The organism is Stakelama flava, assembly GCF_019351405.1.
In the GTDB taxonomy this organism is placed as follows: domain Bacteria; phylum Pseudomonadota; class Alphaproteobacteria; order Sphingomonadales; family Sphingomonadaceae; genus Sphingomonas; species Sphingomonas flava_A.
This window is the reverse complement of record NZ_JAHWZX010000001.1, coordinates 301,845-324,680: the sequence shown is the minus strand read 5'-3', so window position 1 is coordinate 324,680 and position 22,836 is coordinate 301,845. Positions and strand designations below refer to the sequence as shown.

The window sequence follows — 22,836 nt, the reverse complement described above, 5'->3', positions numbered from 1 at the left end:
CGTTGTGATGCAGTGGCAAACCTTTGGTCAGTCGAAGAACCAAATGGACGATAAAAGAGATATGTCCGAGGTTGGCCAGCTTTAAGGATAGTTTGCATTTGTGTAGTTTGGATTGGCAATTTCACGATTGCTTGCCTCGCTAAAGAAGGATCCGAATCCATGCCTACACCGACAGAAGCGCAAGTCGTATCGGCACTTGACGATCTGGGATACGCTGCAACAAAAGCGCAGTTTATCAATGCTCTTGAAAATGCGGACTTGTTGCAACCGGTTAGCGGGCATCGATACGCCGAGCGTCTTTTGTTCGCGCCACCAGCGCTTTCCAATCCGATCGTCGTCAATCTTGGAACGGGATATCAAGGTGACCCATCGGGCGCATCAACGAACACAGATATTAATTTCATTCCAAGTGAATCACCACGCGTTGGTGGTTTTAACCTTACAACGGGTCGAAACGTACGCCAGATCGGGGGTAGGGTTGACTATAATCCCAGCGGCGGATCGCGTGCGCATCAATGGTATGGTTTGAGCGGCAGCGCTTATTTTGAAGGAATCGCCGTAAATTTGATTCGGCAACCTTCGGACTGTTTTTCAGCGGGGGGCGGATCGGGCACCAATCCTGACATTTACATCCAGAATTGCTGGGGAGATGGGCTTCGGGGGGATAATGCGGGTCTTCATCCAGACTTTCTGCAACTGGGTCAGCCCATCCGCAGTCTGTATTCACATCGTACGACGTTCACGACCAACTATCAGGGTATGTTCCTGTCAGCGCAGGCAGCGATAACAGGTGAAATTATTATCGTAGAATCGAATGCGCATTGCCTTGAAAATGCCGCGCCTAATAGCGGCTATGGTTCGGCATACTGGTTTTCAGACAGCATTGACCAATGGAACAATACGTCTCATCCGATCACGGTCAGGGATGTGTGGATTGCTCCTGGCCCGGATCGAACGGTTCGCGATCGAGTGACTTGTTACGCCCCAGGCTATGAAGCCGGCCGGGGGGTGTATTCGAGCGACAACATAAGTCCATTTGTGTGGTATCCCGATCTGTACCCTCGTCTGAGCGACGGTGCGGGGGGGCCGGCCAAGTTCCGGGAAGGCACACCACCAGGGGGTGATTTCTGTCCGGAAGCATCAGTGGGCGTCGGCTATGCGTCCCCCGGATATCGGTAGGAAAATATCGTCCCAATAGCGGGGGTTCGGTACTCCAGAAACCGCTAAGGCGACTTGTTGGGTGGCGTATTCTTTGGTGCAGCCACGCCTGAGGCGCTTATGACGGGTGGTCCTTGCGGCGTTTGGGCTTTTTGCCGGTTGGATGCGGACGGCGTTTCGCACCTGCCGGGCGACCTGCGCCGGGTGCGTTGGCGCGGCCTTTGCGCGGTCCGCCGGTGCGGTTGCCGCGCGGGGCATCGCGTGGGCCTTCGGACGGTTCGATATGAACGCTCGCTTCGTCGCCTTCGTCGCTCGCCGTGCGCGCGATTGCCGCGCTGAACTTGCCGCCAATGGCGCTCGGCACCTGAAAATGGGTTTCGTTCGCGCCGATGCGGATCGCGCCCACTTCGTTGCGGGTGATATGGCCACGGCGGCATAGCAGTGGAAGCAGCCAGCGCGGATCGGCATTCTGGCGTCGTCCTATGTCGAGGCGGAACCAGACGACATCTTCGAAACCCGGCCGGTGACGCTCCTGCTGCGCCGCGCGACGCGCTTCGGGTGTGTTCGCGATCAGTTCTTCGGGCTGCGGCATGGCGGCGCGGTGCGCACGGACCAAAGCGGCGGCGATGTCCTCTGGCGAGCGTTCGGCGATCAGGCGCTGCGCGAGTGCGCGGTCCTCCTCATCATATTCAGCGGGTTGAAGCAGGTCGGCAAGCAGCCGCTCGCGATCCTGCGCGCGGATCGTTTCGGGCGTAGGCGCGTCGATCCAGTCGGCCTGTATCTTCGCACCGCGCAGCATTGATTCGACGCGTCTGCGGCGCGGATACGGCACGATCAGTACCGCCGTGCCCTTCTTCCCGGCGCGCCCCGTCCGGCCCGAGCGGTGCTGAAGCGTTTCGGCATCGCGCGGGATTTCGACATGGACGACCAGACTGAGGCTGGGCAGGTCGATACCGCGCGCCGCCACGTCGGTCGCGACGCACACCCGCGCTCTGCGATCGCGAAGCGCCTGAAGCGCCTGATTGCGCTCCGACTGCGAATGTTCGCCCGAAAGCGCGACGGCGGCGAAACCGCGTTCGAGCAGCGTGGCGTGCAGCCGACGGACATTGTCGCGCGTGGCGCAGAACAGGATTGCGGTTTCCGCTTCGTGAAAGCGAAGCAGGTTGATCGCGGCCGCGTCGATTTCAGACGGCGAAACGGTAACCGCCTGAAACGCGATGTCGCCATGGCCGCGATCGTCGCCAGCGGTCGAGATGCGCAGCGCGTCGCGCTGATATCGTTTTGCGAGCGCGACGATCGATTTGGGCATCGTCGCTGAAAACAGCAGCGTCCGTCGCTGATCGGGCGTGGCGTCGAGTATCTCTTCCAGATCCTCGCGAAAGCCCATATCGAGCATTTCGTCCGCTTCGTCGAGCACCACCGCGCCCAGCGCCGAAAGGTCGAGCGCGCCGCGTTCAAGATGATCGCGAAGCCGCCCCGGCGTGCCGACCACGATATGCGCGCCGCCGCGAAGCGTGCGCCGCTCCTTCGACGCATCCATCCCGCCGACGCAGGTGGCGATGCGCGCGCCCGTTCTGGCGTAGAGCCAAGCCAGTTCGCGGCTCACCTGAAGCGCCAATTCGCGCGTCGGCGCGATGACGAGCGCGAGCGGTCTGTCGGTAAGTCCGTCAAGTTCGCGAACAAGGTCGTCCGACAGGGCCAGCCCGAAAGCGACCGTCTTTCCCGATCCGGTCTGGGCGGAAACGATCAGGTCGCGCCCCTGCGCTTCGGGGGCAAGGACGGCGGCCTGTACGGCGGTCGGTTCGGCATAGCCGCGCTCGGCAAGGGCATCGCCGAAAACGGGCGGTAGGGTGGTAAAGGTCATGATGCTTTCGAATTGGCCAAGCCGCGATGGCGGCGGGCGGGATATGCCGATGCGTGGCAGGGACAGCCCTGCCCAAAGGTCGCATCACTGGCTTCGCGTGCGGCCATACAGGATTTGTGCGGCTTTGGCTCGCATTCTTTTTACCCGTGCCGGGGTATCGCGCGCGGGGTGTCATAGTCACGCCACGCAAGCGTAACAAAAGCGTCTCCAAAACCGCATCGTCCTGTCATCGGACGTCCCTAGCCACGGCCCTGCAATCGCAGCGCTTCGCCGAATCGGGTCCCGCACCCTGCATTTCACGTCGGCGGAGCGGTGCAAATAAGGGGAACGGTTTTATGGCACGGATTCATCGTATCGGTTTGATGCTGCTGGCAGGGTGTTCGGCGGCGGCGCTTTCGGGGTGTGACGGCGCGGACAGCGTCGCATCGCCCGGTGCTGGCACCGTAGTAGTGAATCCCACGCCCGCTCCCGCGCCGACACCGACTCCCACGCCGGGCGCCAGCTTCACCGCGGAAGATTTCGCGTCGAACGATGGCGAAGGCGATAGCGGCATCACCATCACCCCGGAAGAACAGCTGCAAATCGCCGAGTCGGGCGACAATGTCGTTGCCGACGGCACCAGCCCGCTGAGCGGCTTGCTCGCCGCCAACGCCGCCGCGACACTGACCGCTACCGATATGTCGGGCGTCGATGCGTTTTTCGACCGGGCGCAATATATCGGTGCGCTCAACGGTCAGGGCGATACGTCCTTTTCGGGCTGGACCTGTAATTCCAGCGCTGCGAACTTCGGCAGCGATCGCGCGTGCACCGACCTTCCGATGGAAAAGCCCGCCACCACGCCTGCCGCCAGCGCGTGCGCCAGCGGCACGACCGATGCGGGCGTCATCAACGATTTCCGTATCTGTACGCTGCCCAGCCAGATCAACGGCACCTACACGCTGCCCTATGTCGCTGGCGTCATCTATCGGCTGAGCGGGTTGGTACAGGTCGGCACCGATATGGGCACCACCGGCAATGGCGGCGGCACCGTCGGCAATCTGACGATCCAGCCGGGCGTGGTGATCGCGTCGGATTCGGATAATGCCAATAACGACGCGCTGCTGGTCAATCGCGGTTCGCAGATCCACGCGGTGGGCACCGCCGACAATCCGATCATCTTCACATCGGGTCAGAGCATTACCACCGGCGGCGTCAGCGAAGGATCGCAGGGGCAGTGGGGCGGCGTGATCCTGCTGGGTCAGGCACCGACGGCGGTTTGCGCGTCGGGCACCGGCCCGAACAATGCGGCGGGGTCGAGCACGACCTGCGAAAATGCGATCGAAGGATTCGCCTCTCCGCATAATTACGGCGGTCCCGACGCCGCCGATTCGAGCGGTGAGATCGAATATGTCCAGATCAACTATTCGGGTATCGCGATCGCACCGGGCAACGAATTGCAAAGCCTGACGCTGGGCGGTGTCGGTTCGGGTACGACGATCGACCATCTTCAGACGTTCAATTCGTCGGATGACGGCATCGAATTCTTTGGCGGCACCGTCAATCTGAAGCATCTCGCGCTGATCGGCGCGGATGACGACAGTCTGGACACCGACAATGGCTGGCGCGGCATGATCCAATATGTGGTGATCGCGCAGAAGGTTGGCGGGTCGACCGACGACAGCTTCGCCTTCGAGATCGATTCGAACGGCAATGAAGACCTGTTGCCCCGCCAATATGGCCAAGTTGCGAACGTTACCGTCATCCACACCTCGCCATCGCCGGCAGCGCTGCGCATTCGCGGCGGCGCGGACTATCATTTCTACAACATGGTAGTCGATACCGACGTGCCGTGCCTGAACATGATCGCGCGTGAGAAGAGCCAGTCGGATCGCAGCACGGTGCGCCCCGCCGACAGCGCGCTTCAGGACCTTGGCCCGCCGATGTTCACGTCCGTCTATTTCGCCTGTTCCGGCCGTTAAGGCCGACGGCGTTCGATGGAACCGGCGCCGGGATGTTGCGGAAAATCCGCCGTCCCGGCGCCTCGACATTCGCTAATTCGAGCGGGATTCCTGCCATGACCAAGCCACTAGCATTCGGCACGATGTTGCTGTTCACGACACAACTCGTCGCCCCGGCGGCGCTCGCCCAGACCGGGGGCAGCGCTTCGGGTGCCCAGAGCGCCCCCGCCACCGCCGCCCCGCCACAGGACCGTCAGCCAGACGATCAGGATGTGGAAGTGTCAACGCCCGGATATGATCCGCAATCGGCCGGGGATATCGTCGTCGTCGGCCAGAATATTCCCAATCAGGTTCGCGCGACGCCGCAGGTTCTCTCGGTACTTTCGAGCGAGGATATCGCCCGCACGGGCGAGGGCGACATCGCCGGGGCGCTCGGCCGGGTCACGGGCCTTTCCGTGGTCAATTCCGGGTTTGTCTTCGTGCGGGGCCTTGGCGATCGCTATTCGCTCGCCATGCTCAACGGTTCGCCGCTTCCCAGCCCCGAACCGCTTCGCCGGACGGTGCCGCTCGACATCTTTCCAACCGAAATCGTCGGCAGCGCGCTGGTTCAGAAAAGCTATTCGGTCAACTATCCGGGTGAATTCGGCGGCGGCGTCATCAATCTGACGACGCGCGCCATCCCCGACAAGACCTTCCTCAAAATAGGCGGTTCGATCGCGGCGGATACCGAAAGCACCAGCGAACTGGGCTATGTTTATGATGGCGGCGGTCATGACTGGAACGGGTTCGACGACGGCACCCGCGATGTGCCTTCCTTCATCCGCGACATCGGGCTTGGCAATGGCAGCTCGGCCTATGTCACCACCGATCAGATCGCGCAGATGGATAATCGGAAGACGACGGTCCTTCAGGCCAATTACCATCTGCCCGCCAATCTGGGCGCTGATCTGAGTTTCGGCACCTCCACCGATATCGGCACCGGCCGGCTGGGCGTGATCGCGGCGGGCAATTTCTCCAATACGTTCCGCACGCGCGAGACGACTCAGCAGGATACGACCACACCGAACGGACAGAAGCGTAACGATTTCGACGCGGTCATCACCGATAACCGGATCGTCGCCAACGGCCTGCTGGGCCTGGGCGCGGAATTTGGCGAACAGCGCATCCGCTGGACCAATGTCTATATCCACGACACGCTGAAACAGGGGCGTCTGGCGACCGCGACCAACTATACCAATTCCAGCGGCGATCCGATCGTTCAGCAGAATAGCAACTGGTATGAACGGCAGTTGTTCGAAAGCCAAGCGACCGGCGAATTCAAGATCGGCAACCTGGGGATCGACCTGCGCGGCGCCTATGCCAATACCAAGCGCAAGGCGCCGTATGAGCGCGAGTTCCAGTATAAATACGACCCCGACAATGGGGTGTACGTCAATGCGCTGAACCAGACGGCGTTCAGTTATGCCACGGTCAATTTCAGCGATCTGAACGAGGATTTGTGGAGCGGGCAGGCGGACCTTTCGTACAAGCTGCCCATGGCGCGGCCCACCACGCTTTCCGCCGGGTATTATTATTCGGACACGGATCGGGATTCGACCCGGTTCAGCTTCGAATATCGCTATGCCAATGGCGGATCGCTGCCCACACCGTACAGCTATCTGCGCCCCGACCAGCTGCTTTCGGATACGGTGCTGTACGATTCATGCGATGTGCCCGCCGACGGATGCGTCACGTTGATCAACACATCGGCCAGCCAGGGGGCGGCGCGTTATCGTGGTGGACTGACCATCCATGCCGGATACGGACAGATCGAATCGGAACTTGCCGATGGCCTGCGCGCGACGATCGGCGTGCGCTATGAAGACGCGACGGAGTCGGTGAATACCGGCGACGATGTTTTCGTCGGGACCAAGCTGGACCTTGACCACTGGCTGCCGGCGGCGACGATCACCTGGAACTTCGCGCCTGACATGCAGGTGCGCATCGCGGGGTCGAAGACGATCGCCCGGCCGCAGTTTCGTGAACTCGCCCCCCAATTCTATCAGGATTTCGATTCGACCCGCAGCTTTATCGGCAATCCCTATCTTACCGATACGGTGCTGAAAAATGCCGAGGCGCGCTTCGAATGGTATTTCGCCGATCAGCAAAGCCTGAGTATTGCAGGTTTTTACAAGCATCTCGACAATCCGATCGAGACGGTGTCCTTCTTCACTTCGCAGGACAATCCGGTTCTGACCGGCTTTTCCTATGCCCCGGCGGCCGAACTGTATGGTGCTGAGGTGGAGGCGACGAAATATTTCCCGCTCGACTGGGTGGGAAGCGGTTTCGGGACCCGGCGCGCCTTCATCATCGCCAACTACACCTATACCCAATCGAAGCTGAAGGTGGGTGATGAGGATGTGCCCTATCCGCTGGCGGGTTCAGCGACGCAAATGATCCCGGCGAACACGCTGTATGTCGACGGCGCGCCGCTAACCGGTCAGTCGGATCATATCGTCAATGTGCAGATCGGCGTCGAGGACACCGAAAGCCTGTCGCAGATTACGCTGCTCGCCAATTACGCCAGCAAACGGATCACCGCGCGCGGGGCGCAATATAACGGTTCGGACACGTTGCCCGACACCTATGAATATCCTGGCGTTCAGCTCGATCTGGTCGCGCGTCAGGGCTTCACGGTTGCGGGCACTGCGTTCGAACTGAAGCTGGAGGGGCGCAACCTTCTCCACACCGATTACAAGGAATATCAGGATTTCGGCGAAAACGGCCGGGTGTATTTCAACCGCTATGATCGCGGGCGGATATATTCGCTGGGCCTGAGCGCGAAGTTCTGATTTGGGCAGGTGCAGGCCCCGCAATGGTCCGGGGCCTGTTTTGTATCGATCGCCGGGGCAGGTACGGAGCGTCTATCCCCAGTGGCGCTCGCGAAACCATTTGGTGACGACATATTTGGTGCCCGCGCGTACCTTCATCGCGTGGTGGAGCGTGGCCGCATTGGGGCTGCCATCGGCGCGAAGGTTGCTCCAGGCGAGCAGCTTTCCGGTTTCGGGTTTCACGATCTTGTCGATGACCTTGAACCGGGTCGCGCCACCGGCGTCCGGTTCGTTCAGGTAAATCATCACGGTCCAGGTTCGCTGCCCGGCAACGCGGCAATATTTGTCGTAATCCTGCCCCGTCGGTTCGAAATAATCGGTGTGCGCCTTGAACTCCTGTCCGACGGCATAGCGCTGCCCCTGCACCGGTTCGCCGTGAAGCGGGTCAAGGCCGGTGAACGCGGTAATACGCTTGTCGAGTTCGGCGACAACCGCATCCTCCGACGCCAGATCGCAGGTCTCGCTGGTACGGAAACCGGGGTCGCCATTATCGTCGCCCACCGTCGAGGGACGCCGCTTCGCATCGATCCGGTCCATCAAAGACTGACAAAGCGCCGGTTCGAGGAACTGTTTGCGCACGAACAGAGTCAGCTTCGGGCTTGGCACCTTTTGTACCCGTTGCTGGGTCGAAAGATGATCGATCACCGGTTCGATCGGATAGCCGGAGCCAAGGTCGGGAGCGCGGGCGGCGGACATGGACGGTACGGTCATCCGCGCAATGTGGGCAAGGGCCGGGCCGATGCAAAGCCCGTTTCCACTGGTCGCCGCGATTTTGCATCGCTGTCACGGAAGCGAAAAATATCCGCAATAGCCTTTTCTCCCGAAAGTGCCGGAGGAGAGCGCGCATGGCAGCGCGGGCGAAGCGCGGAACGGATGGGTGTATCGACGTTCCGCCGATTGGCGGGCGCGCGCAGCGGCCGATGCTCGACCCGATTACCGCACCGCTGAGTGAAGCTGTATTTTTGCGCGCGCGCGATGGTGAAAACGCCGACGAACGTGCTGACGCCATCGTGCATTCGCTCATGACGGCGGCGGCACGTGCGGGTACGCAGGCGCTGCGGCTATATGCCGGGCAGCCGCAGCTTGTGATTGATGCGCTTTGGCCGGACGGCGCTATCCGCCGCGTGGCTGCGTTGGATCGGGCATTGGGCGCTGCCGTTCTGAAGCGGCTCGCCCTGCTGGCCGACGAAGAAGCGCTTGCGCTGGAACGGGTGGTTGCGGGCGACGACGTGATAATGCTTGTTCGGCTCCCTGCCTCCGAACCGCCCGCCTTCGCACTGTCCATCACGGGCGTGCCGCATCAGTTCGCCGAACGTGTGGCGCATGCCATGGATCGCCGCACCGGACTGGTCCTCGTTGCCGATCCGGATGCGCACGGAAGGGCGCGCACCATCGCCGCGCTGGGCGATCACCACCGTGCCGCCGGCCGCGCGGTGCTTTCGCTCGACCGATTGCACCATGACCGGCAAATATCGCTTCACGCCGCGCTTGCCTGTGCCGAGCGGGTGGCCGCTGACACGCTGCTGATCGACACGCTTCAAAGCGCAGAATCGGTCCGCATGGCGATGTCGGCCGCCGGATCGCGGCTGGTCGTCGCCGGAGTTTCGTCGGGCGATGCGCTGGGCGCGATTTCGCTGGTTGCGCCGCGAAAGCCCGACCGCTTCGATCTCGCCTGCGTGCTACGCGCGGTCATTGCGCAACGCGCGCTGCGGCGGCTGTGCGGTGCGTGCAAGCAGCCGGTTCAGGCCAGCCGGTCGGATGCGGCGCTGCTGGGCTTCGATGCCGGCGCGATGGTGTTCCGCGCGGTGGGATGCGGGCGCTGTCGGGGAAGCGGTTTTTCAGGTGAAATTGCGGCGATGGAGGTCGTGCGGGCCGACGATGCGCTCCGCCGCCTGATCGGTGTGGGCGGCGATGCGGCGATCCTTGCCCGGCATGCTTTTCTGAATACGCCGAATCTGGGCGCGGCGGCACGCGCACTGGTGCGCGAAGGCGAAACCACCCCGGCCGAAGCGATCCGAATTACAAGAAGCAGCATGGTTGCTGCCTGATATGCTTGACGGCGGCGACATCCTGCCGCTAAGCGCGCTGCTTCACGGCGATCGTAGCTCAGTTGGTTAGAGCACTGGTTTGTGGTACCAGGGGTCGTGGGTTCAAGTCCCATCGGTCGCCCCATTTTCGCGCATTCGCGCCAATTTTCAGCGATCCGGACAACCGCCGTGCAGACCGACTGGGGCTTTCCCGACTTCGACGATCATGAAGGCGTTCACCTGTTCACCGACCCCGAATCGGGGCTTCGGGCGGTAATCGCAATCCATTCCACGCATCTCGGCCCGGCGGCGGGTGGAGTCCGTTTCTGGCATTATGCCGATCCGCGCGCGGCGATCACCGACGCGCTGCGCCTTTCGCGGGGGATGAGCTACAAGAACGCGATGGCCAATCTGCCGATGGGCGGGGGCAAGGGCGTGGTGCTTGCCGAAAAGCAGGGCGACGTCATCACCACCGAACAGCTTGAAGCATTCGGCCGGTCGGTCGAATCGCTCGCCGGCAAATATGTGACTGCCGAGGATGTCGGCATGTCCGAAGCGCGAATGAAAGTCATCGCGACGCAGACGCGCCACGTATCGGGCCTGCCGGTCGGGGAAGGCGCTGCGGGCGGCGATCCCGGCCCGTTTACCGCGCACGGCATTTATCTGGGCGTTAAGGCAGCGGCGAAGCGCGCGCTGGGCGCGGATTCGATGAAGGGCGTCCGCGTCGCGATTCAGGGCGTCGGCAGCGTTGGCGGCACGCTGGCACGCAAGCTGGCGGCGGACGGCGCGGTGCTGACCATCGCAGACGTCGCGACCGACCGGGCGGCGAAACTTGCCGACGAACTTGGTGCGAAGACCGCCGACCCGGCCGAAATCCTGATGCAGGAAGCCGATATCGTCAGCCCCAACGCGCTGGGCGCGATCCTGGATGAGCGGACGATCGACGCGCTTCAGTGCAAGGCGGTGGCGGGCGGCGCGAATAACCAGCTTGCGCTTCGCGCCGACGGCGCGCGGCTGTTCGATCGTGGCATCCTGTACGCCCCCGACTATGTCATCAACGCAGGCGGCATCATCAATGTCGGGCTGGAATATCTCGGTCAGGGCGACCGCGCGGAAGTCGAGGCGCGGATCGATCGGATTCCGCTGCGACTGGTCGAGGTATGGGACGAAAGCGAACGCAGCGGCGCGACGCATGCCGAGGTCGCGGACCGTATCGCGCAGCGGCTTATCGGTCGCGGCTGAGCCGGCGGGGCGCTGCCCTCTCCCAATTACGTTGATCTGAACCCCTCGCAATAGCGACATTGCAAGCCCTGTAGAGGCGCGGGGATTCAGATAACCGCGCTATATAACCTGTTGTTGCTGGATCGCCGCGTCGCGCCGCTTCTCGCGATGACGATGGAGGCAGTGCGTGACGGGTACGGCACGTCGCCATTATTCGATCATGACGAATATGGTTCGGCTGCTTCCCCGCCATGCGTGTCGCCACGTTCGCCCGGAATAGCCGCGCAGGCGACGACCAGCGACACCCCGACTGCTATTCCGACAGCCGCGTTGCCGAAAGCGATGCCCATCGCCACGCCAAGCGCGACGGCGAGGACGATTCTCGTGCCGCGACGCATTCGCGGCCCCTGCCGTTCGTGCATATTCCCTCCTGCGACATTCTTTCTTTTATGGCGCCAGCCTATCACAATTACGGGGCCTGGGGCGAGCCCGCCCGCTTATGGCTGGAATCGCGGGCTTCAATCGATTACCCCGGCTGTGCCGTGCCGATCCTCCACGCCCTTGCGAATCCAGCGCGCTTCCTGAAACTCGCGCGTCCGCTGACGCCGTTGTGCTTCTGGTGCGGGGTCGTTCTTGCGCTGATCGGATGCTGGGCGGGGCTGACACGGACGCCGCCCGATTATCTGCAGGGCGACACCGTCCGCATCCTGTATATCCACGTTCCTGCCGCCTGGCTGGGCATGGCGGGGTGGGGCGGACTGGCCGTGGCAAGCTTCGCCTATCTGGTCTGGCGCCATCCGCTGGCCGCGATCGCCGCGCGCGCGATGGCGGTTCCCGGCGCGCTGTTCGCGGCGCTGTGCCTTGTCACCGGATCGATCTGGGGGCGGCCGACCTGGGGCACCTGGTGGCAGTGGGACGGGCGGCTGACGTCGATGCTGCTGCTGTTTTTCGTCTACATCGCCTATATCGCGCTGGCGCGCGCTGATGCCGATCGCGGCGGCGATGGCCGCATCCCGGCGGTGTTCGGTATCGCCGGTACGGTCTTGCTGCCGGTCATTCGCTATTCGGTGGTGTGGTGGCATACGCTGCATCAGGGGCAGAGTATCGGGCTGACGGGTTCGACGATCGCTCCTTCGATGCTCTGGCCGCTATGGTTCACCTTGTCGGGTTTCACCCTGTTTTTCGCAGCGATCGTGCTGATGCGGATGCGCGCTGCGCTTGGCCTGCAAAAAGCGGAAGCGCGTATGCGCCGCATGGCGGCGGCATGAATCCCTGGCCGTTTGTCGTCGGCGCTTATGCGATTATGGGCATCGGCATGGCCGGGATAGCAGGTGTGAGCTGGCGCGCGATGCGCCGTGCCGAGCGCGCGGTAGAGGCGCTTCGCCGCCGATGAAGCCGAAGCATCAGCGGTTCGTCCTCGCCGGGCTGGCGCTTCTCGCCATATTCGGCGCGAGCGCGCTGGCGCTGTCGGCGTTGCGCGACGAGGCGGCGTTTTTCTATGCCCCCGCCGATATCGTCGGCCATCTGCCCGATCCAAACCGTTCGGTGCGGCTGGGCGGCATGGTGAAGCAGGGATCGGTCGAACGCCAAGGCGACGGCGTCACCATTCGCTTCGTCGTGACCGATGGAAAGGCCAGCGTTCCGGTCCGTTTCACCGGCGTAACCCCCGATCTGTTCCGCGAAGGATCCGGCGTCGTCGCCGAAGGGCATTTCCGTGCCGATGGCGGGTTCACCGCCGATACGCTGCTCGCCAAACATGACGAACGCTATATGCCCCCGCAAATGGCGGGCAAAATGCACAAGACGGAAAGCCTGAAGCCATGATCGCCGAAGCGGGGCTGGCGATTTTGTGGCTGGCGGCGTCGCTGGCGCTGCTCCAGTGCGCGCTGGCGATTACCGGCATTCGCTTTAATCGCGACGATATCATGGCGGCGGTTCGCCCCGTCGCCGTTGTTCAGGGCGTATTGACGCTGTTCGCGATGGCGGCGTTGATCGCGCTGTTCGCCCGGTCGGACATGTCGGTGCTGCTGGTCGCCGAAAACAGCCATTCGATGAAGCCGCTGCTGTACAAGATCGCCGGCGCATGGGGAAACCATGAAGGATCGATGCTGCTATGGGTGACGATCCTTGGCATTTCCGGCGCGGCCATCGCGATCTTCGAATGGCGTCTTGATCGTCGCACGGTGATCGCGACGCTTGGCGCGCAAGGATTGATCGCGCTCGGCTTCTTTGCCTTCCTGTTGTTGTCGTCTAACCCGTTCGCGCGGATATGGCCGCCGCCCGCCGACGGGCGTGGCCTAAACCCGCTGCTGCAGGACCCCGGCCTCGCCTTTCATCCGCCCACGCTGTATTTCGGCTATGTCGGCCTGTCGGTCGCGTTTTCCTTCGCGGTCGGCGCGCTGGTCACTCGCGAGGTCGGCCCGGCCTTTGCCCGCGCGATGCGGCCATGGATACTTGGCGCGTGGCTGTTCCTGACGCTGGGCATAACGGCGGGAAGCTATTGGGCCTATTACGAACTCGGCTGGGGTGGGTGGTGGTTCTGGGACCCGGTCGAGAATGCCTCGCTGATGCCCTGGCTCGCCGCGACTGCGCTGCTCCATTCGGTAAATGTCCTGGCGACGCGCGACGGGCTGCGCGCCTGGACGATCATGCTGGCGGTGGTGGCGTTCTCGATGTCGATGATCGGCACGTTTCTGGTGCGATCGGGCATATTGACCAGTGTCCATTCCTTTGCCGTCGATCCTGCGCGCGGCAGCTTCCTGCTCGTGCTGTTGGCAATCTATATCGGCGGCGCGCTCGCGCTGTTCGCCGCGCGGATCGGCACGGTGCGGCAGGGCAATACGTTCGATCCGGTGAGCCGCGAGGCGGGGCTGGTACTCAACAACCTGCTGCTCAGCGTCATTCTGGGCATCGTCCTGATCGGAACACTGTATCCGCTGGTTGCGCAGGCGATGGGAGTGCAATTGTCGGTCGGAAAACCGTTCTTCGACAAAACCGTGGGACCGGTCGCGCTGCTGCTGATGATCGCGCTTGCCGCCGGGCCAATGCTCCGCTGGCGGCGTGACGATGCGCGCCTTTTGATGCGGCGCATGGCGCTTCCGGCCGGGGCGGCGCTGGCGACGCTGACCGCGCTGCTGTTCCTCACTGCCGGGGCCGGAGCGCTGCCACTCACAGGGCTTGCGCTCGCCGCAGGACTGGCGCTGGCAAGCGTCGCGCCATTATGGGGCCGCAATCTGCGCCGCATGCCGCTGTTCACCTGGGGCATGGTGATCGCGCATCTGGGGGTGGCGGTGGCGGTTACCGGCATGGCGTCCGAAGCGGCGTTTACCCGCGAACGGCTGGTCGCGCTTCGTCTTGGCCAAAGCGTCGATGTCGGGCCGTACCGGGTGGCCTTTACCGGTGTGAAGCCGCAGGTGGGCAAGAACTGGTCGGCAATCGGGGGCGTCCTCACCGCCCGACGCGGGGGCGGAACGGCGGTGCTGAACCCGCAACGGCGCTATTTTTCCGATCCGGTTACGACCACCAATGAATCGGCGATCCTGACCGCTTTCGATGGACAGCTTTACACCGTGCTCGGCGAACGCAATGCCGATGGGCGCTGGCAGCTCCGGCTGTGGTGGAAACCGCTGGTTACGCTCATCTGGCTTGGCGGCGGCATGATCGCGCTGGGCGGGTTGCTGTCGCTGATTGGCCGTGTCACGCGTGAGTGGCGCACCGAGCGGCGACGGCGGCGTGTCGCGGCGGGGATGATATGAGGCACTGGCTGCTCTGGGCTCCGCTGCTGGTCTTCGCCGGGATCGTCGCACTGGTCGCGATGGAAATGCACCAGCCGTCCGATCGCACGGTATTTTCGCATATGGTCGGCAGGGATCTGCCGCGCTTCGACCTGGCCCCGTTGCTCGACGACAAGCCCGGAATCAACGCTGCTTTGTACCGGCGGGGCAAGCCCCGGCTGGTAAATATCTTCGCAAGCTGGTGCGTCCCTTGCGCAGCCGAAGCGCCCCAACTTGCCGATCTTGCGGCGCGCGGCGTGCCGATCGATGCGGTGGCGGTGCGCGACACACCCGGCGATGTCCGCACCTTTCTGAACCGCTGGGGCGACCCCTATGCCCGGCTGGGCAGCGATCCGAAGGGCCGCGTCCAGCTTGCCCTCGGCTCATCGGGGGTTCCCGAAACCTTCGTGATCGACGGGCAGGGAAAGATCGTCGAACAACATGTCGGGCCTATCCGCGAAGAGGACATTCCCGGCATTCTGAAAGCATTGGAAGATGCGCGATGAGGGGTATGCTGATCGCGCTTTCGCTGCTCGCGGCGCTCGGCGCGCCGATTCCTCTCACAGCGCAGACCGCCGATGCCGATCGCTATGCCTATAGCGAACTGCCTGATCCCGCGCAGGAGGCAAAGGCCCACGATCTGATGGAAGAGCTTCGCTGTCTGGTATGCCAGGGCCAGTCGATCGTCGACAGCGACGCCGATATGGCCGCCGATATGCGCGCACTGGTGCGCGAGCGGATTGCAAACGGAGAGGCTCCCGAAGCGGTCCGCGACTGGTTGATCGAACGTTATGGCGATTATGTGACCTATGATCCGCCGCTCGGCTGGGCCACCGCGCCGCTCTGGTTTGCGCCCTTCCTGTTGCTGGGCGCGGGCGTGTGGCTTGCCACACGAAGTTTCAGGAGGCGGCGGCGATGACCGGATGGCTGATCCTTGGCGGCGTGGCGGTCGCGGTTATCGGCGTGTTGCTGGCGATGGGCGTGTCGCGCGGGCTGTGGACCTTCGTTCTTGCCGCGCTGACGCTGGGGGCGGCGGGCTATGCCTGGCAAGGGCATCCGGGGCTTCCCGGCGCGCCGGTTACGCATGGCACCATCATGGCCGAAGGCGATGCGCAGATGGTCGAGCTGCGCGAGCAGATGTTCGGCAAGCTGACCTATGAACGACCCTATTTCCTCGCCGCCGATGCGCTGGTGCGCAAGGGGTCGACCGAATCGGCGGTCAAGCTGATGCTCGCCGCGGTTCGTCATCAACCGCAAACCGCGTCGCTATGGACCTGGCTTGGCATGGTTTACATCGAGCATGACGAAGGTGATCTGTCTCCCCCGGCACGGCTTGCATTCGAACGCGCCATTACGCTCGCTCCCGATCATTCCGGCCCACAGTTTTTCTATGGCGTCGCGCTGATCCGGGCGAACCGGTTTAAGGCCGCACGGCCGCATTGGGCGCGTGCGCTGGCACTGTGTTCGCCCGAAGCGACATTTTGCGACGGGATTCGCCAGCGGCTTGTGCTGCTCGACCGGTTTATCATGCTATCGGAAGAGGCCTCGGGCCACGAATAAATCGCTTACGCGTCTGCGCCGCGCCCGGTGCGCTTCTGCAATTCGTCGATGCGCAGCGATGCGTCCGCCTTGCTCAGGCTTTCGTCGAACGGTTCGCCCGCCTCCTCGCTGAGCGTTTTCAGGTAAGAGGCTTGCGCCCCGGTCATCGCTTCATCGCCGGTTGTCCAGTTTTCCGGGTCCTTCTCGGCATTGGAGGTAGGGTCGGCCTTGGGGTGTTGATTGGGCATCGGATTTTCCTTTCGCGATGCCCAACGCAGTTTGTTCTCAGTTCGTTCCATTCCACGGATCATGCGCCATGCCGAATGCCTGAGCGACCGCCTCATAGCGGATTTTGCCGTTCGAGGTGTTGAGGCCCGCGGCAAGATGCGGATCGCTCTGCATCGCCTTTTCCGCTCCCATATTGGCAAGGCGTAGCACGAACGGCAGCGTTGCGTTGTTGAGCGCGAACGCGCTGGTGCGCGCCACCGCGCCCGGCATGTTCGCCACGCAATAATGGGTAACCCCGTCGATTTCATAGACTGGGTCGTCATGGGTGGTCGGCTTCGACGTTTCGAAGCACCCGCCCTGATCGATCGCGATATCGACGAGCACGCTGCCGCGCTTCATCGTTTTCAGCATGTCGCGCGTCACCAGCTTTGGAGCGGCCGCGCCGGGAACCAGCACCGCGCCGATTACCAGATGCGCCTTCGCAACCGCCGCCTCGATTGCCGCTTTCGATGCATAGGCGGTCTTGATCTGGCTGGAAAAGAACATGTCGAGTTCGGCCAGCCGTTCGTTCGAAATGTCATAGATGGTGACATCGGCGCGCATACCGACCGCCATCTGCGCCGCGTTCACTCCCGATGTTCCGCCGCCCAGAATTGCGACGCGGGCAGGGGCAACGCCCGGTACGCCGCCGAGCAGGATTCCGCGGCCGCCCTGTTCCTTTTCCAGGAAATGCGCGCCGACCTGAACCGACATGCGTCCTGCGACCTCGCTCATCGGCTTGAGCAGCGGCAGGCCGCCCTTCGGCCCGGTAACGGTTTCATAGGCGATGCAGGTCGCGCCCGATTTGAGCAGCCCCTCGGTCAGGTCCCGGCTGGCGGCGAGGTGAAGATAGGTGAACAGCGTATGGCGCGGCTCAAGCATCGCGATCTCGACCGGCTGTGGCTCCTTCACCTTCACAATCATATCGGCCTGTTCGAAAACGCTTTTCGCATCGGGAACGATGCGCGCGCCGACACCGGTATAATCGCTGTCGTCGAAATCGATGCCGCCGCCTGCATTGGTTTCGATAATCACCTCATGTCCCGCCGCGACCAGCTCTGCGACGGAGGGCGGGGTCAGGCCGACCCGATATTCCTGACTCTTGATTTCCTTTGGCACGCCGATGCGCATGGCTTCATCCTCTTCGCTTGTTCGCTCCGGGTAACCCTTAGCATCGCGGGCGGTTGCGAATCTCTGCAAAGCTTGCGTCAGAAGTCGAAGCAGGCGCATGGAAGTGCGGTGGTTGGCAAATAATTCGGTGATTCCATGCAAATCGACGCGATGGACCGTAAAATCATGGCGCTGCTGTCAGATGACGCGCGGATGAGCGTAAGCGAGGTCGCGGCCAGGGCGGGCCTGTCGCAATCGGCCTGTACGCGCCGCATTCAGGCGCTGGAAGCGACCGGCCGCATTCGCGGCTATTGCGCGCGTCTGGGGCGGCGTATGCTCGGTTTTCACGTAATCGCTCTGGTCGACATCACGCTCGGCACGCAAGTCGACGAAGACCTTGCCGCATTCGAACGCGCGATTGCGACGATCGACGGGATCACCGAATGCATGCTGGTGTCGGGAGCGCAGGATTACCGGCTGAAGATAGTGTGTCGCGACCTCGACGATTATGAACGGCTTCACCGCGAACATCTGGGCCGGCTGCCCAATGTCCTGACCATCTCGTCCAGCTTCGTTTTGCGTAGCGTCCCCACGCGCAGCGAGGCCGATGCGATGCTTACCGGCACCGATGCGGTGAGTCGTGGCATTGCGGGGGCATGACGCGCGTGCTAACGCGCCGCGGTTTCGAGATTAAAAGGCGCAAGCTGGTCTGTATGGCCTTTTCTGACATTCTTCCGGCGCGAATCAAGCGCACGTGACTTCCGGCGAAGACACCGCCCTGGAACCGGCGGAGCGACCCGCCGGCCATCACGGGGAGCACACGCAAAAGACGTGGAAGCTTGCCATTGCCGCGATCGGCGTGGTGTTCGGCGACATCGGCACGTCGCCGCTCTACGCGTTTCGCGAAACCTTTGCCGGTCATCATGAACTGACGCTGGACACCGCCCACATCATGGGCGTCATCAGCCTGATGTTCTGGTCGATGATGATCGTGGTGACGTTGAAATACGTTACCATCATCATGCGGGCTGATAACAAGGGGGAGGGCGGCAGCCTGGCGCTGCTCGCGCTTGTTTCCGGCCGGACCAAGGAAAAGCGATGGTCACGCGGAATCGTGCTGCTGGGCGTGTTCGCCACCGCGCTTTTTTATGGCGACAGCATGATCACCCCCGCCGTCTCTGTACTCGGCGCGATTGAAGGGCTTGCGGTTGCAGCGCCTGCCTTTGGCGACCTTGTGCTGCCGATCGCGGTGGTGATTCTGGTTTTCCTGTTTTCGATACAACGCGGCGGCACGTCGCGCGTCGGGGCGTTCTTCGGCCCGATCATGATGTGCTATTTCCTGATCATCGCGGTGTTGGGGATCATTTCGATCGTTCAGACGCCGCAGGTGCTCTGGGCGCTGCTGCCCTATCATGCGGTTGAATTTTTCCTGATCAGCCCGATGCAGGCATTTTTCGCGCTCGGTTCGGTGGTGCTGGCGGTGACCGGCGCGGAGGCGCTCTACGCCGATATGGGCCATTTCGGCCGCAACCCGATCCGCGTTTCGTGGCTGTGGTTCGTGCTGCCCGCGCTGATGTGCAACTATATGGGGCAGGGCGGGCTGCTGATCCGTGACGGCGTGCTCGCGCTGGAAAGCCCCTTCTATCTGCTGGCGCCCGAATCGCTTCGCCTGCCGCTGGTGCTGGTGGCGACGGCAGCCGCGATCATCGCCAGCCAGGCGGTGATTTCGGGCGCGTTTTCGGTAACGCAGCAGGCGATTCAGCTTGGCTTCATTCCCCGACTGCGCATCGATCACACCAGTGCAGCGACCGCAGGGCAGATATACATTCCGATCATCAACTGGCTGTTGATGACGATGGTCATTCTGCTGGTGCTGTTCTTCCAGACTTCGTCCAACCTCACCAGCGCTTACGGCATCGCGGTGACGGGTGCGATGCTGATCGACACCTGTCTGCTCACCGTTTTGCTGTTCTGGCTGTGGAACTGGAAGAAGCGCTACGCGCTGCCGCTGCTCACCATCTTCTTCATCGTCGATATCGCCTATTTCGCGGCGAACACGACCAAGATCCCCGATGGTGGCTGGTTCCCGCTGCTGGTCGGGTTCATCGTGTTCACGATGCTGACGACCTGGGCAAAGGGGCGCAAGCTGATGATCGAGCGGATGCGTGAAGCCGCGATGCCGATCAAGGTGTTCATCCAGTCGGCGGCCAATTCGGCGAGCCGCGTCCCCGGCACCGCCGTTTTCATGACCTCCACCCCCGAAGGCGTGCCGCACGCGCTGCTACACAATCTGAAACACAACAAGGTGCTGCACGAGCGTGTCGTCCTGCTGACCGTAAAGATCATGGATCAGCCCTTCGTAGTCGATGCCGAGCGCGTGCGGAGCGAGGATCTGGGGCAGGGCTTCCACCGCATGGTCATCCGCTATGGCTTCATGCAGGATGCCGACGTCCCCGCCGCGCTGAAGCAGGTCCATACCTGTGGCGAGGAGTTCAAGATGATGGACACCAGCTTCTTCCTCGCCCGACAGACGCTGCTCCCCGCCGAACGGCCGGGCATGATGATCTGGCGTGAGAAGATTTTCTCCTGGATGCTGCGCAACGCCGAAAGCGCGATGGAGTTTTTCCGTCTGCCGACCAATCGCGTGGTCGAACTGGGCAGCCAGGTGGAGATTTGACCGATGCCGCGCCGATCATCGTCACCGCATTGTTCGGTGGTGAGGATCAGGCGTGGTTCGACCGGCAGCGAAAGACGTTTTTCCCGCCCGACCGAAACCATCTGACCGCGCATCTGACGCTGTTTCACCATTTGCCGCCCACGCTGCTGCCCGAGCTCAAACAACGCCTCGCCGGGGAAACGCGTGGCGTGGCGGCGCCATCCGCGCGCATCGCCGGGTTGATGGATCTGGGCGGCGGCGTTGCCTATCGGATCGAATCCTGTGCGTTGCAGAACATTCGTGATTCGCTTGCCGATGCTTTCGCCCCGCTGCTCACGCCGCAGGATGCGGGAGGCTGGCGCGCGCACGTCACGGTGCAGAACAAGGTCGCGCCGAAGGAGGCGCGCGCGCTGAAGGCCAGGCTGGAAGCGGAATTTACCGCGCGCCCGGTCGTGATCGCGGGTCTCGCGGCCTTCTATTACCGCGGCGGACCGTGGGAAGCGATTTCGCGCCACATGTTCGCTTGACCGGGCGGCGTCATCGCCCTATGTCGCGCGCTCTTCGCACGATGCGAGGCCCGAAACGGGGCGGAGTAGCTCAGCTGGTTAGAGCACCGGAATCATAATCCGGGTGTCGGGGGTTCAAGTCCCTCCTCCGCTACCATTTCCCCTATTTTTCGATGTTCACCGCCCTATGGGGTCGGCTTGACGCGCGGCGGCTGCGGGTCGATCTAGCGCTTGTCAGAATAAAGCGGCGCGTTTTCGCGCGCCCGTTCCTGCTGTTTTGGAGAGCCGTTCATGTCCGCCGATCCCGTTGTCATCGCCAGCTATGCCCGCACGCCCATGGGCGGTTTTATGGGCGAACTCACCGGTCTCAGCGCGACACAGCTGGGGGCTGCCGCCGTGAAAGCAGCGATAGAGCGCGCGGGCGCGAAAGCCGATGCGATCGACCAGATTTTCATGGGCTGCGTCCTGCCAGCCACGCTGGGACAGGCGCCCGCCCGGCAGGCGGCGCTTGGCGCGGGACTGGCGCGCAATACGCAGGCGACCACCGTCAACAAGATGTGCGGATCGGGGATGCAGGCGGCGATAATGGCGCATGACGCGCTGGCCGCGGGTAGCGCCGACATGATCGTTGCGGGCGGCATGGAAAGCATGTCGAACGCGCCCTACGCGCTTCCCAAACATCGTGCGGGTGCGCGGCTGGGCCATGGTCAGGTCATCGACACGATGATGATGGACGGGCTGGAAGATGCCTATACCCCCGGCAAGCCCATGGGCGCGTTCGCCGAGGATGCGGTGCGGATGTACCAGTTCACGCGCGAGGCGCAGGACGAATATGCGATCCGCTCGCTCAATCGTGCCAACGAAGCGATCGCCAGCGGTGCGTTCGAACGTGAGATCGTCGCGGTTGAGGTTCCGGGGCGCAAGGGCAGCGTGACCGTCGCGACTGACGAGCAACCGGGCAAGGCAAAGATCGACAAGATTCCTACGCTGAAACCGGTTTTCGAAAAGGACGGAACGATCACGCCCGCCAACGCTTCCTCAATCTCCGACGGGGCGGCGGCGCTGGTCATGACCCGCGCCAGCGTTGCCGAAAAGCTGGGGATGAACGTGATGGCGCGGATCGTCGGCCATGCTGCCCATGCGCACGAACCCGGCCTGTTTACCACCGCGCCGGTGCCGGCGATGAAAAAGCTGATGGATCGGATCGGCTGGAGCGTCGCGGATGTCGACCTGTTCGAAGTCAATGAGGCATTTGCCGTGGTTGCGATGATCGCCCAACGCGACCTAGACATCCCCGAAGACAGATTGAACGTGAACGGCGGCGCCTGTGCGCTGGGTCATCCGATCGGCGCGAGCGGCGCACGGATCATGGCGACGCTTCTGGCCGCGCTGCAAAATCGCGGGCTGAAGCGGGGCATTGCGAGCCTTTGCATCGGCGGGGGCGAAGCAACCGCGATAGCGATCGAACTGGTGTAAGAGTGTATTCGTTAAAGAGGCAACATGCTTGCAAGCACATGACGGTTCATGCATCGCGCAAGCCATATCATTGCCGCTTTCAGAAATTTTGAAAGGTTTAGAACTTCCATGCCAAAGCTGAACGTCGTCACGCGTGAAGGAAAAGAGACTGAGGTCGATGGCGAAGCGGGCCATTCGGTCATGGAAGTCATTCGTGACAACGGGTTCGATGAACTGCTGGCCCTGTGCGGCGGATGCTGTTCCTGCGCGACGTGCCATGTGCATGTCGATCCGGAATTCATGGTCAAATTGCCGAAGATGAGCGAGGATGAGGACGATTTGCTCGACAGTTCGGAACATCGGAACGAATATTCCCGCCTGTCGTGCCAGATTCCCTTCGGTCCCGATCTGGACGGATTGCGCGTGCGGATCGCGCCGGAGGATTAAGCCGGT

22 protein-coding genes and 2 tRNA genes are annotated in these 22,836 nt (G+C 62.7%); 19 read left to right on the top strand and 5 right to left on the bottom strand.

The window, feature by feature from the left end:
- Window positions 1-159 precede the first annotated feature (159 nt).
- Entirely contained in the window at window positions 160-1,179 is a 1,020-nt protein-coding gene (locus tag KY084_RS01555) for a hypothetical protein (protein WP_219236656.1), read from the top strand.
- 97 nt (window positions 1,180-1,276) lie between these two features.
- On the opposite strand, the gene KY084_RS01550 is transcribed toward KY084_RS01555, so the two are convergent.
- On the bottom strand, window positions 1,277-3,022 hold the full coding sequence (locus KY084_RS01550) for a DEAD/DEAH box helicase (RefSeq protein WP_219236655.1): 1,746 nt from the start codon (window positions 3,020-3,022) through the stop codon (window positions 1,277-1,279).
- Between the two features lie 335 nt (window positions 3,023-3,357).
- On the opposite strand from KY084_RS01550, the gene KY084_RS01545 reads away from it, so the two are divergent.
- The gene (locus tag KY084_RS01545) at window positions 3,358-4,980 is read left to right on the top strand and encodes a hypothetical protein (protein ID WP_219236654.1); all 1,623 of its coding nucleotides are present in this window, start codon (window positions 3,358-3,360) and stop codon (window positions 4,978-4,980) included.
- Between the two features lie 95 nt (window positions 4,981-5,075).
- Entirely contained in the window at window positions 5,076-7,790 is a 2,715-nt protein-coding gene (locus tag KY084_RS01540) for a TonB-dependent receptor domain-containing protein (protein WP_219236653.1), read from the top strand.
- 72 nt (window positions 7,791-7,862) lie between these two features.
- Here the strand turns inward: KY084_RS01540 and KY084_RS01535 are convergent, their stop codons facing one another.
- On the bottom strand, window positions 7,863-8,540 hold the full coding sequence (locus KY084_RS01535; protein WP_219236652.1) for a prolyl hydroxylase family protein: 678 nt from the start codon (window positions 8,538-8,540) through the stop codon (window positions 7,863-7,865).
- Between the two features lie 134 nt (window positions 8,541-8,674).
- Between KY084_RS01535 and KY084_RS01530 the strand changes: the two genes are divergently transcribed.
- The 3 genes from KY084_RS01530 (at window position 8,675) to KY084_RS01520 (ending at window position 11,098) form a co-directional block, all read left to right on the top strand.
- Window positions 8,675-9,877 carry an ATPase, T2SS/T4P/T4SS family gene (locus KY084_RS01530; protein WP_219236651.1) on the top strand — a complete coding sequence of 401 codons (1,203 nt, stop codon included), beginning with the start codon at window positions 8,675-8,677 and terminating at the stop codon, window positions 9,875-9,877.
- Window positions 9,878-9,924: 47 nt separating this feature from the next.
- A tRNA-His gene (locus tag KY084_RS01525) sits at window positions 9,925-10,001 on the top strand.
- 44 nt (window positions 10,002-10,045) lie between these two features.
- Window positions 10,046-11,098, top strand: coding sequence for a Glu/Leu/Phe/Val family dehydrogenase (locus KY084_RS01520; protein WP_219236650.1), 1,053 nt, complete (start codon window positions 10,046-10,048; stop codon window positions 11,096-11,098).
- Between the two features lie 197 nt (window positions 11,099-11,295).
- Here KY084_RS01520 and KY084_RS01515 read toward each other — a convergent pair whose 3' ends face one another.
- Complete coding sequence (locus tag KY084_RS01515; RefSeq protein WP_219236649.1) at window positions 11,296-11,499, bottom strand: hypothetical protein; 204 nt, start codon at window positions 11,497-11,499, stop codon at window positions 11,296-11,298.
- A gap of 120 nt (window positions 11,500-11,619) precedes the next feature.
- Between KY084_RS01515 and ccmC the strand changes: the two genes are divergently transcribed.
- The 7 genes from ccmC to KY084_RS01480 are packed head-to-tail and all read left to right on the top strand — an operon-like array spanning window position 11,620 to window position 16,410.
- Entirely contained in the window at window positions 11,620-12,345 is a 726-nt protein-coding gene (gene ccmC / locus KY084_RS01510) for a heme ABC transporter permease CcmC (RefSeq protein ID WP_219236780.1), read from the top strand.
- Window positions 12,342-12,470 carry a heme exporter protein CcmD gene (gene ccmD, locus KY084_RS01505; RefSeq protein ID WP_219236648.1) on the top strand — a complete coding sequence of 43 codons (129 nt, stop codon included), beginning with the start codon at window positions 12,342-12,344 and terminating at the stop codon, window positions 12,468-12,470. The genes ccmC and ccmD overlap by 4 nt, the downstream gene beginning before the upstream one ends.
- Window positions 12,467-12,901 (top strand): cytochrome c maturation protein CcmE, encoded by a 435-nt coding sequence (gene ccmE / locus KY084_RS01500; RefSeq protein WP_219236647.1) that lies wholly within the window; start codon window positions 12,467-12,469, stop codon window positions 12,899-12,901. Before ccmD ends, ccmE begins: the two co-directional genes overlap by 4 nt.
- A complete protein-coding gene (locus KY084_RS01495) occupies window positions 12,898-14,832 on the top strand; it encodes a heme lyase CcmF/NrfE family subunit (protein ID WP_219236646.1) in 1,935 nt (644 codons plus the stop codon). The genes ccmE and KY084_RS01495 overlap by 4 nt, the downstream gene beginning before the upstream one ends.
- Window positions 14,829-15,356, top strand: coding sequence for a DsbE family thiol:disulfide interchange protein (locus tag KY084_RS01490; protein WP_219236645.1), 528 nt, complete (start codon window positions 14,829-14,831; stop codon window positions 15,354-15,356). Before KY084_RS01495 ends, KY084_RS01490 begins: the two co-directional genes overlap by 4 nt.
- A complete protein-coding gene (locus KY084_RS01485; RefSeq protein WP_219236644.1) occupies window positions 15,353-15,769 on the top strand; it encodes a cytochrome c-type biogenesis protein in 417 nt (138 codons plus the stop codon). The genes KY084_RS01490 and KY084_RS01485 overlap by 4 nt, the downstream gene beginning before the upstream one ends.
- On the top strand, window positions 15,766-16,410 hold the full coding sequence (locus KY084_RS01480; protein WP_219236643.1) for a tetratricopeptide repeat protein: 645 nt from the start codon (window positions 15,766-15,768) through the stop codon (window positions 16,408-16,410). The genes KY084_RS01485 and KY084_RS01480 overlap by 4 nt, the downstream gene beginning before the upstream one ends.
- Before the next feature lie 5 nt (window positions 16,411-16,415).
- Here the strand turns inward: KY084_RS01480 and KY084_RS01475 are convergent, their stop codons facing one another.
- Both KY084_RS01475 and ald read right to left on the bottom strand, forming a co-directional pair.
- The gene (locus KY084_RS01475) at window positions 16,416-16,637 is read right to left on the bottom strand and encodes a DUF3072 domain-containing protein (protein WP_219236642.1); all 222 of its coding nucleotides are present in this window, start codon (window positions 16,635-16,637) and stop codon (window positions 16,416-16,418) included.
- A 37-nt stretch (window positions 16,638-16,674) separates the two neighbouring features.
- The gene (ald, locus tag KY084_RS01470) at window positions 16,675-17,787 is read right to left on the bottom strand and encodes an alanine dehydrogenase (protein WP_219236641.1); all 1,113 of its coding nucleotides are present in this window, start codon (window positions 17,785-17,787) and stop codon (window positions 16,675-16,677) included.
- A 135-nt stretch (window positions 17,788-17,922) separates the two neighbouring features.
- On the opposite strand from ald, the gene KY084_RS01465 reads away from it, so the two are divergent.
- The 6 genes from KY084_RS01465 (at window position 17,923) to KY084_RS01440 (ending at window position 22,830) form a co-directional block, all read left to right on the top strand.
- Window positions 17,923-18,426: an Lrp/AsnC family transcriptional regulator gene (locus KY084_RS01465; protein ID WP_281421866.1), complete on the top strand. Its 504-nt coding sequence runs from the start codon at window positions 17,923-17,925 to the stop codon at window positions 18,424-18,426.
- A gap of 118 nt (window positions 18,427-18,544) precedes the next feature.
- The gene (locus tag KY084_RS01460; RefSeq protein ID WP_246586795.1) at window positions 18,545-20,443 is read left to right on the top strand and encodes a potassium transporter Kup; all 1,899 of its coding nucleotides are present in this window, start codon (window positions 18,545-18,547) and stop codon (window positions 20,441-20,443) included.
- The gene (locus KY084_RS01455; protein WP_219236639.1) at window positions 20,440-20,949 is read left to right on the top strand and encodes a 2'-5' RNA ligase family protein; all 510 of its coding nucleotides are present in this window, start codon (window positions 20,440-20,442) and stop codon (window positions 20,947-20,949) included. Before KY084_RS01460 ends, KY084_RS01455 begins: the two co-directional genes overlap by 4 nt.
- A 59-nt stretch (window positions 20,950-21,008) precedes the next feature.
- A tRNA-Met gene (locus KY084_RS01450) sits at window positions 21,009-21,085 on the top strand.
- Between the two features lie 134 nt (window positions 21,086-21,219).
- The gene (locus KY084_RS01445; RefSeq protein WP_219236638.1) at window positions 21,220-22,404 is read left to right on the top strand and encodes an acetyl-CoA C-acyltransferase; all 1,185 of its coding nucleotides are present in this window, start codon (window positions 21,220-21,222) and stop codon (window positions 22,402-22,404) included.
- A 108-nt stretch (window positions 22,405-22,512) separates the two neighbouring features.
- A complete protein-coding gene (locus KY084_RS01440; protein ID WP_219236637.1) occupies window positions 22,513-22,830 on the top strand; it encodes a 2Fe-2S iron-sulfur cluster-binding protein in 318 nt (105 codons plus the stop codon).
- The last annotated feature ends 6 nt before the right edge of the window (window positions 22,831-22,836 follow it).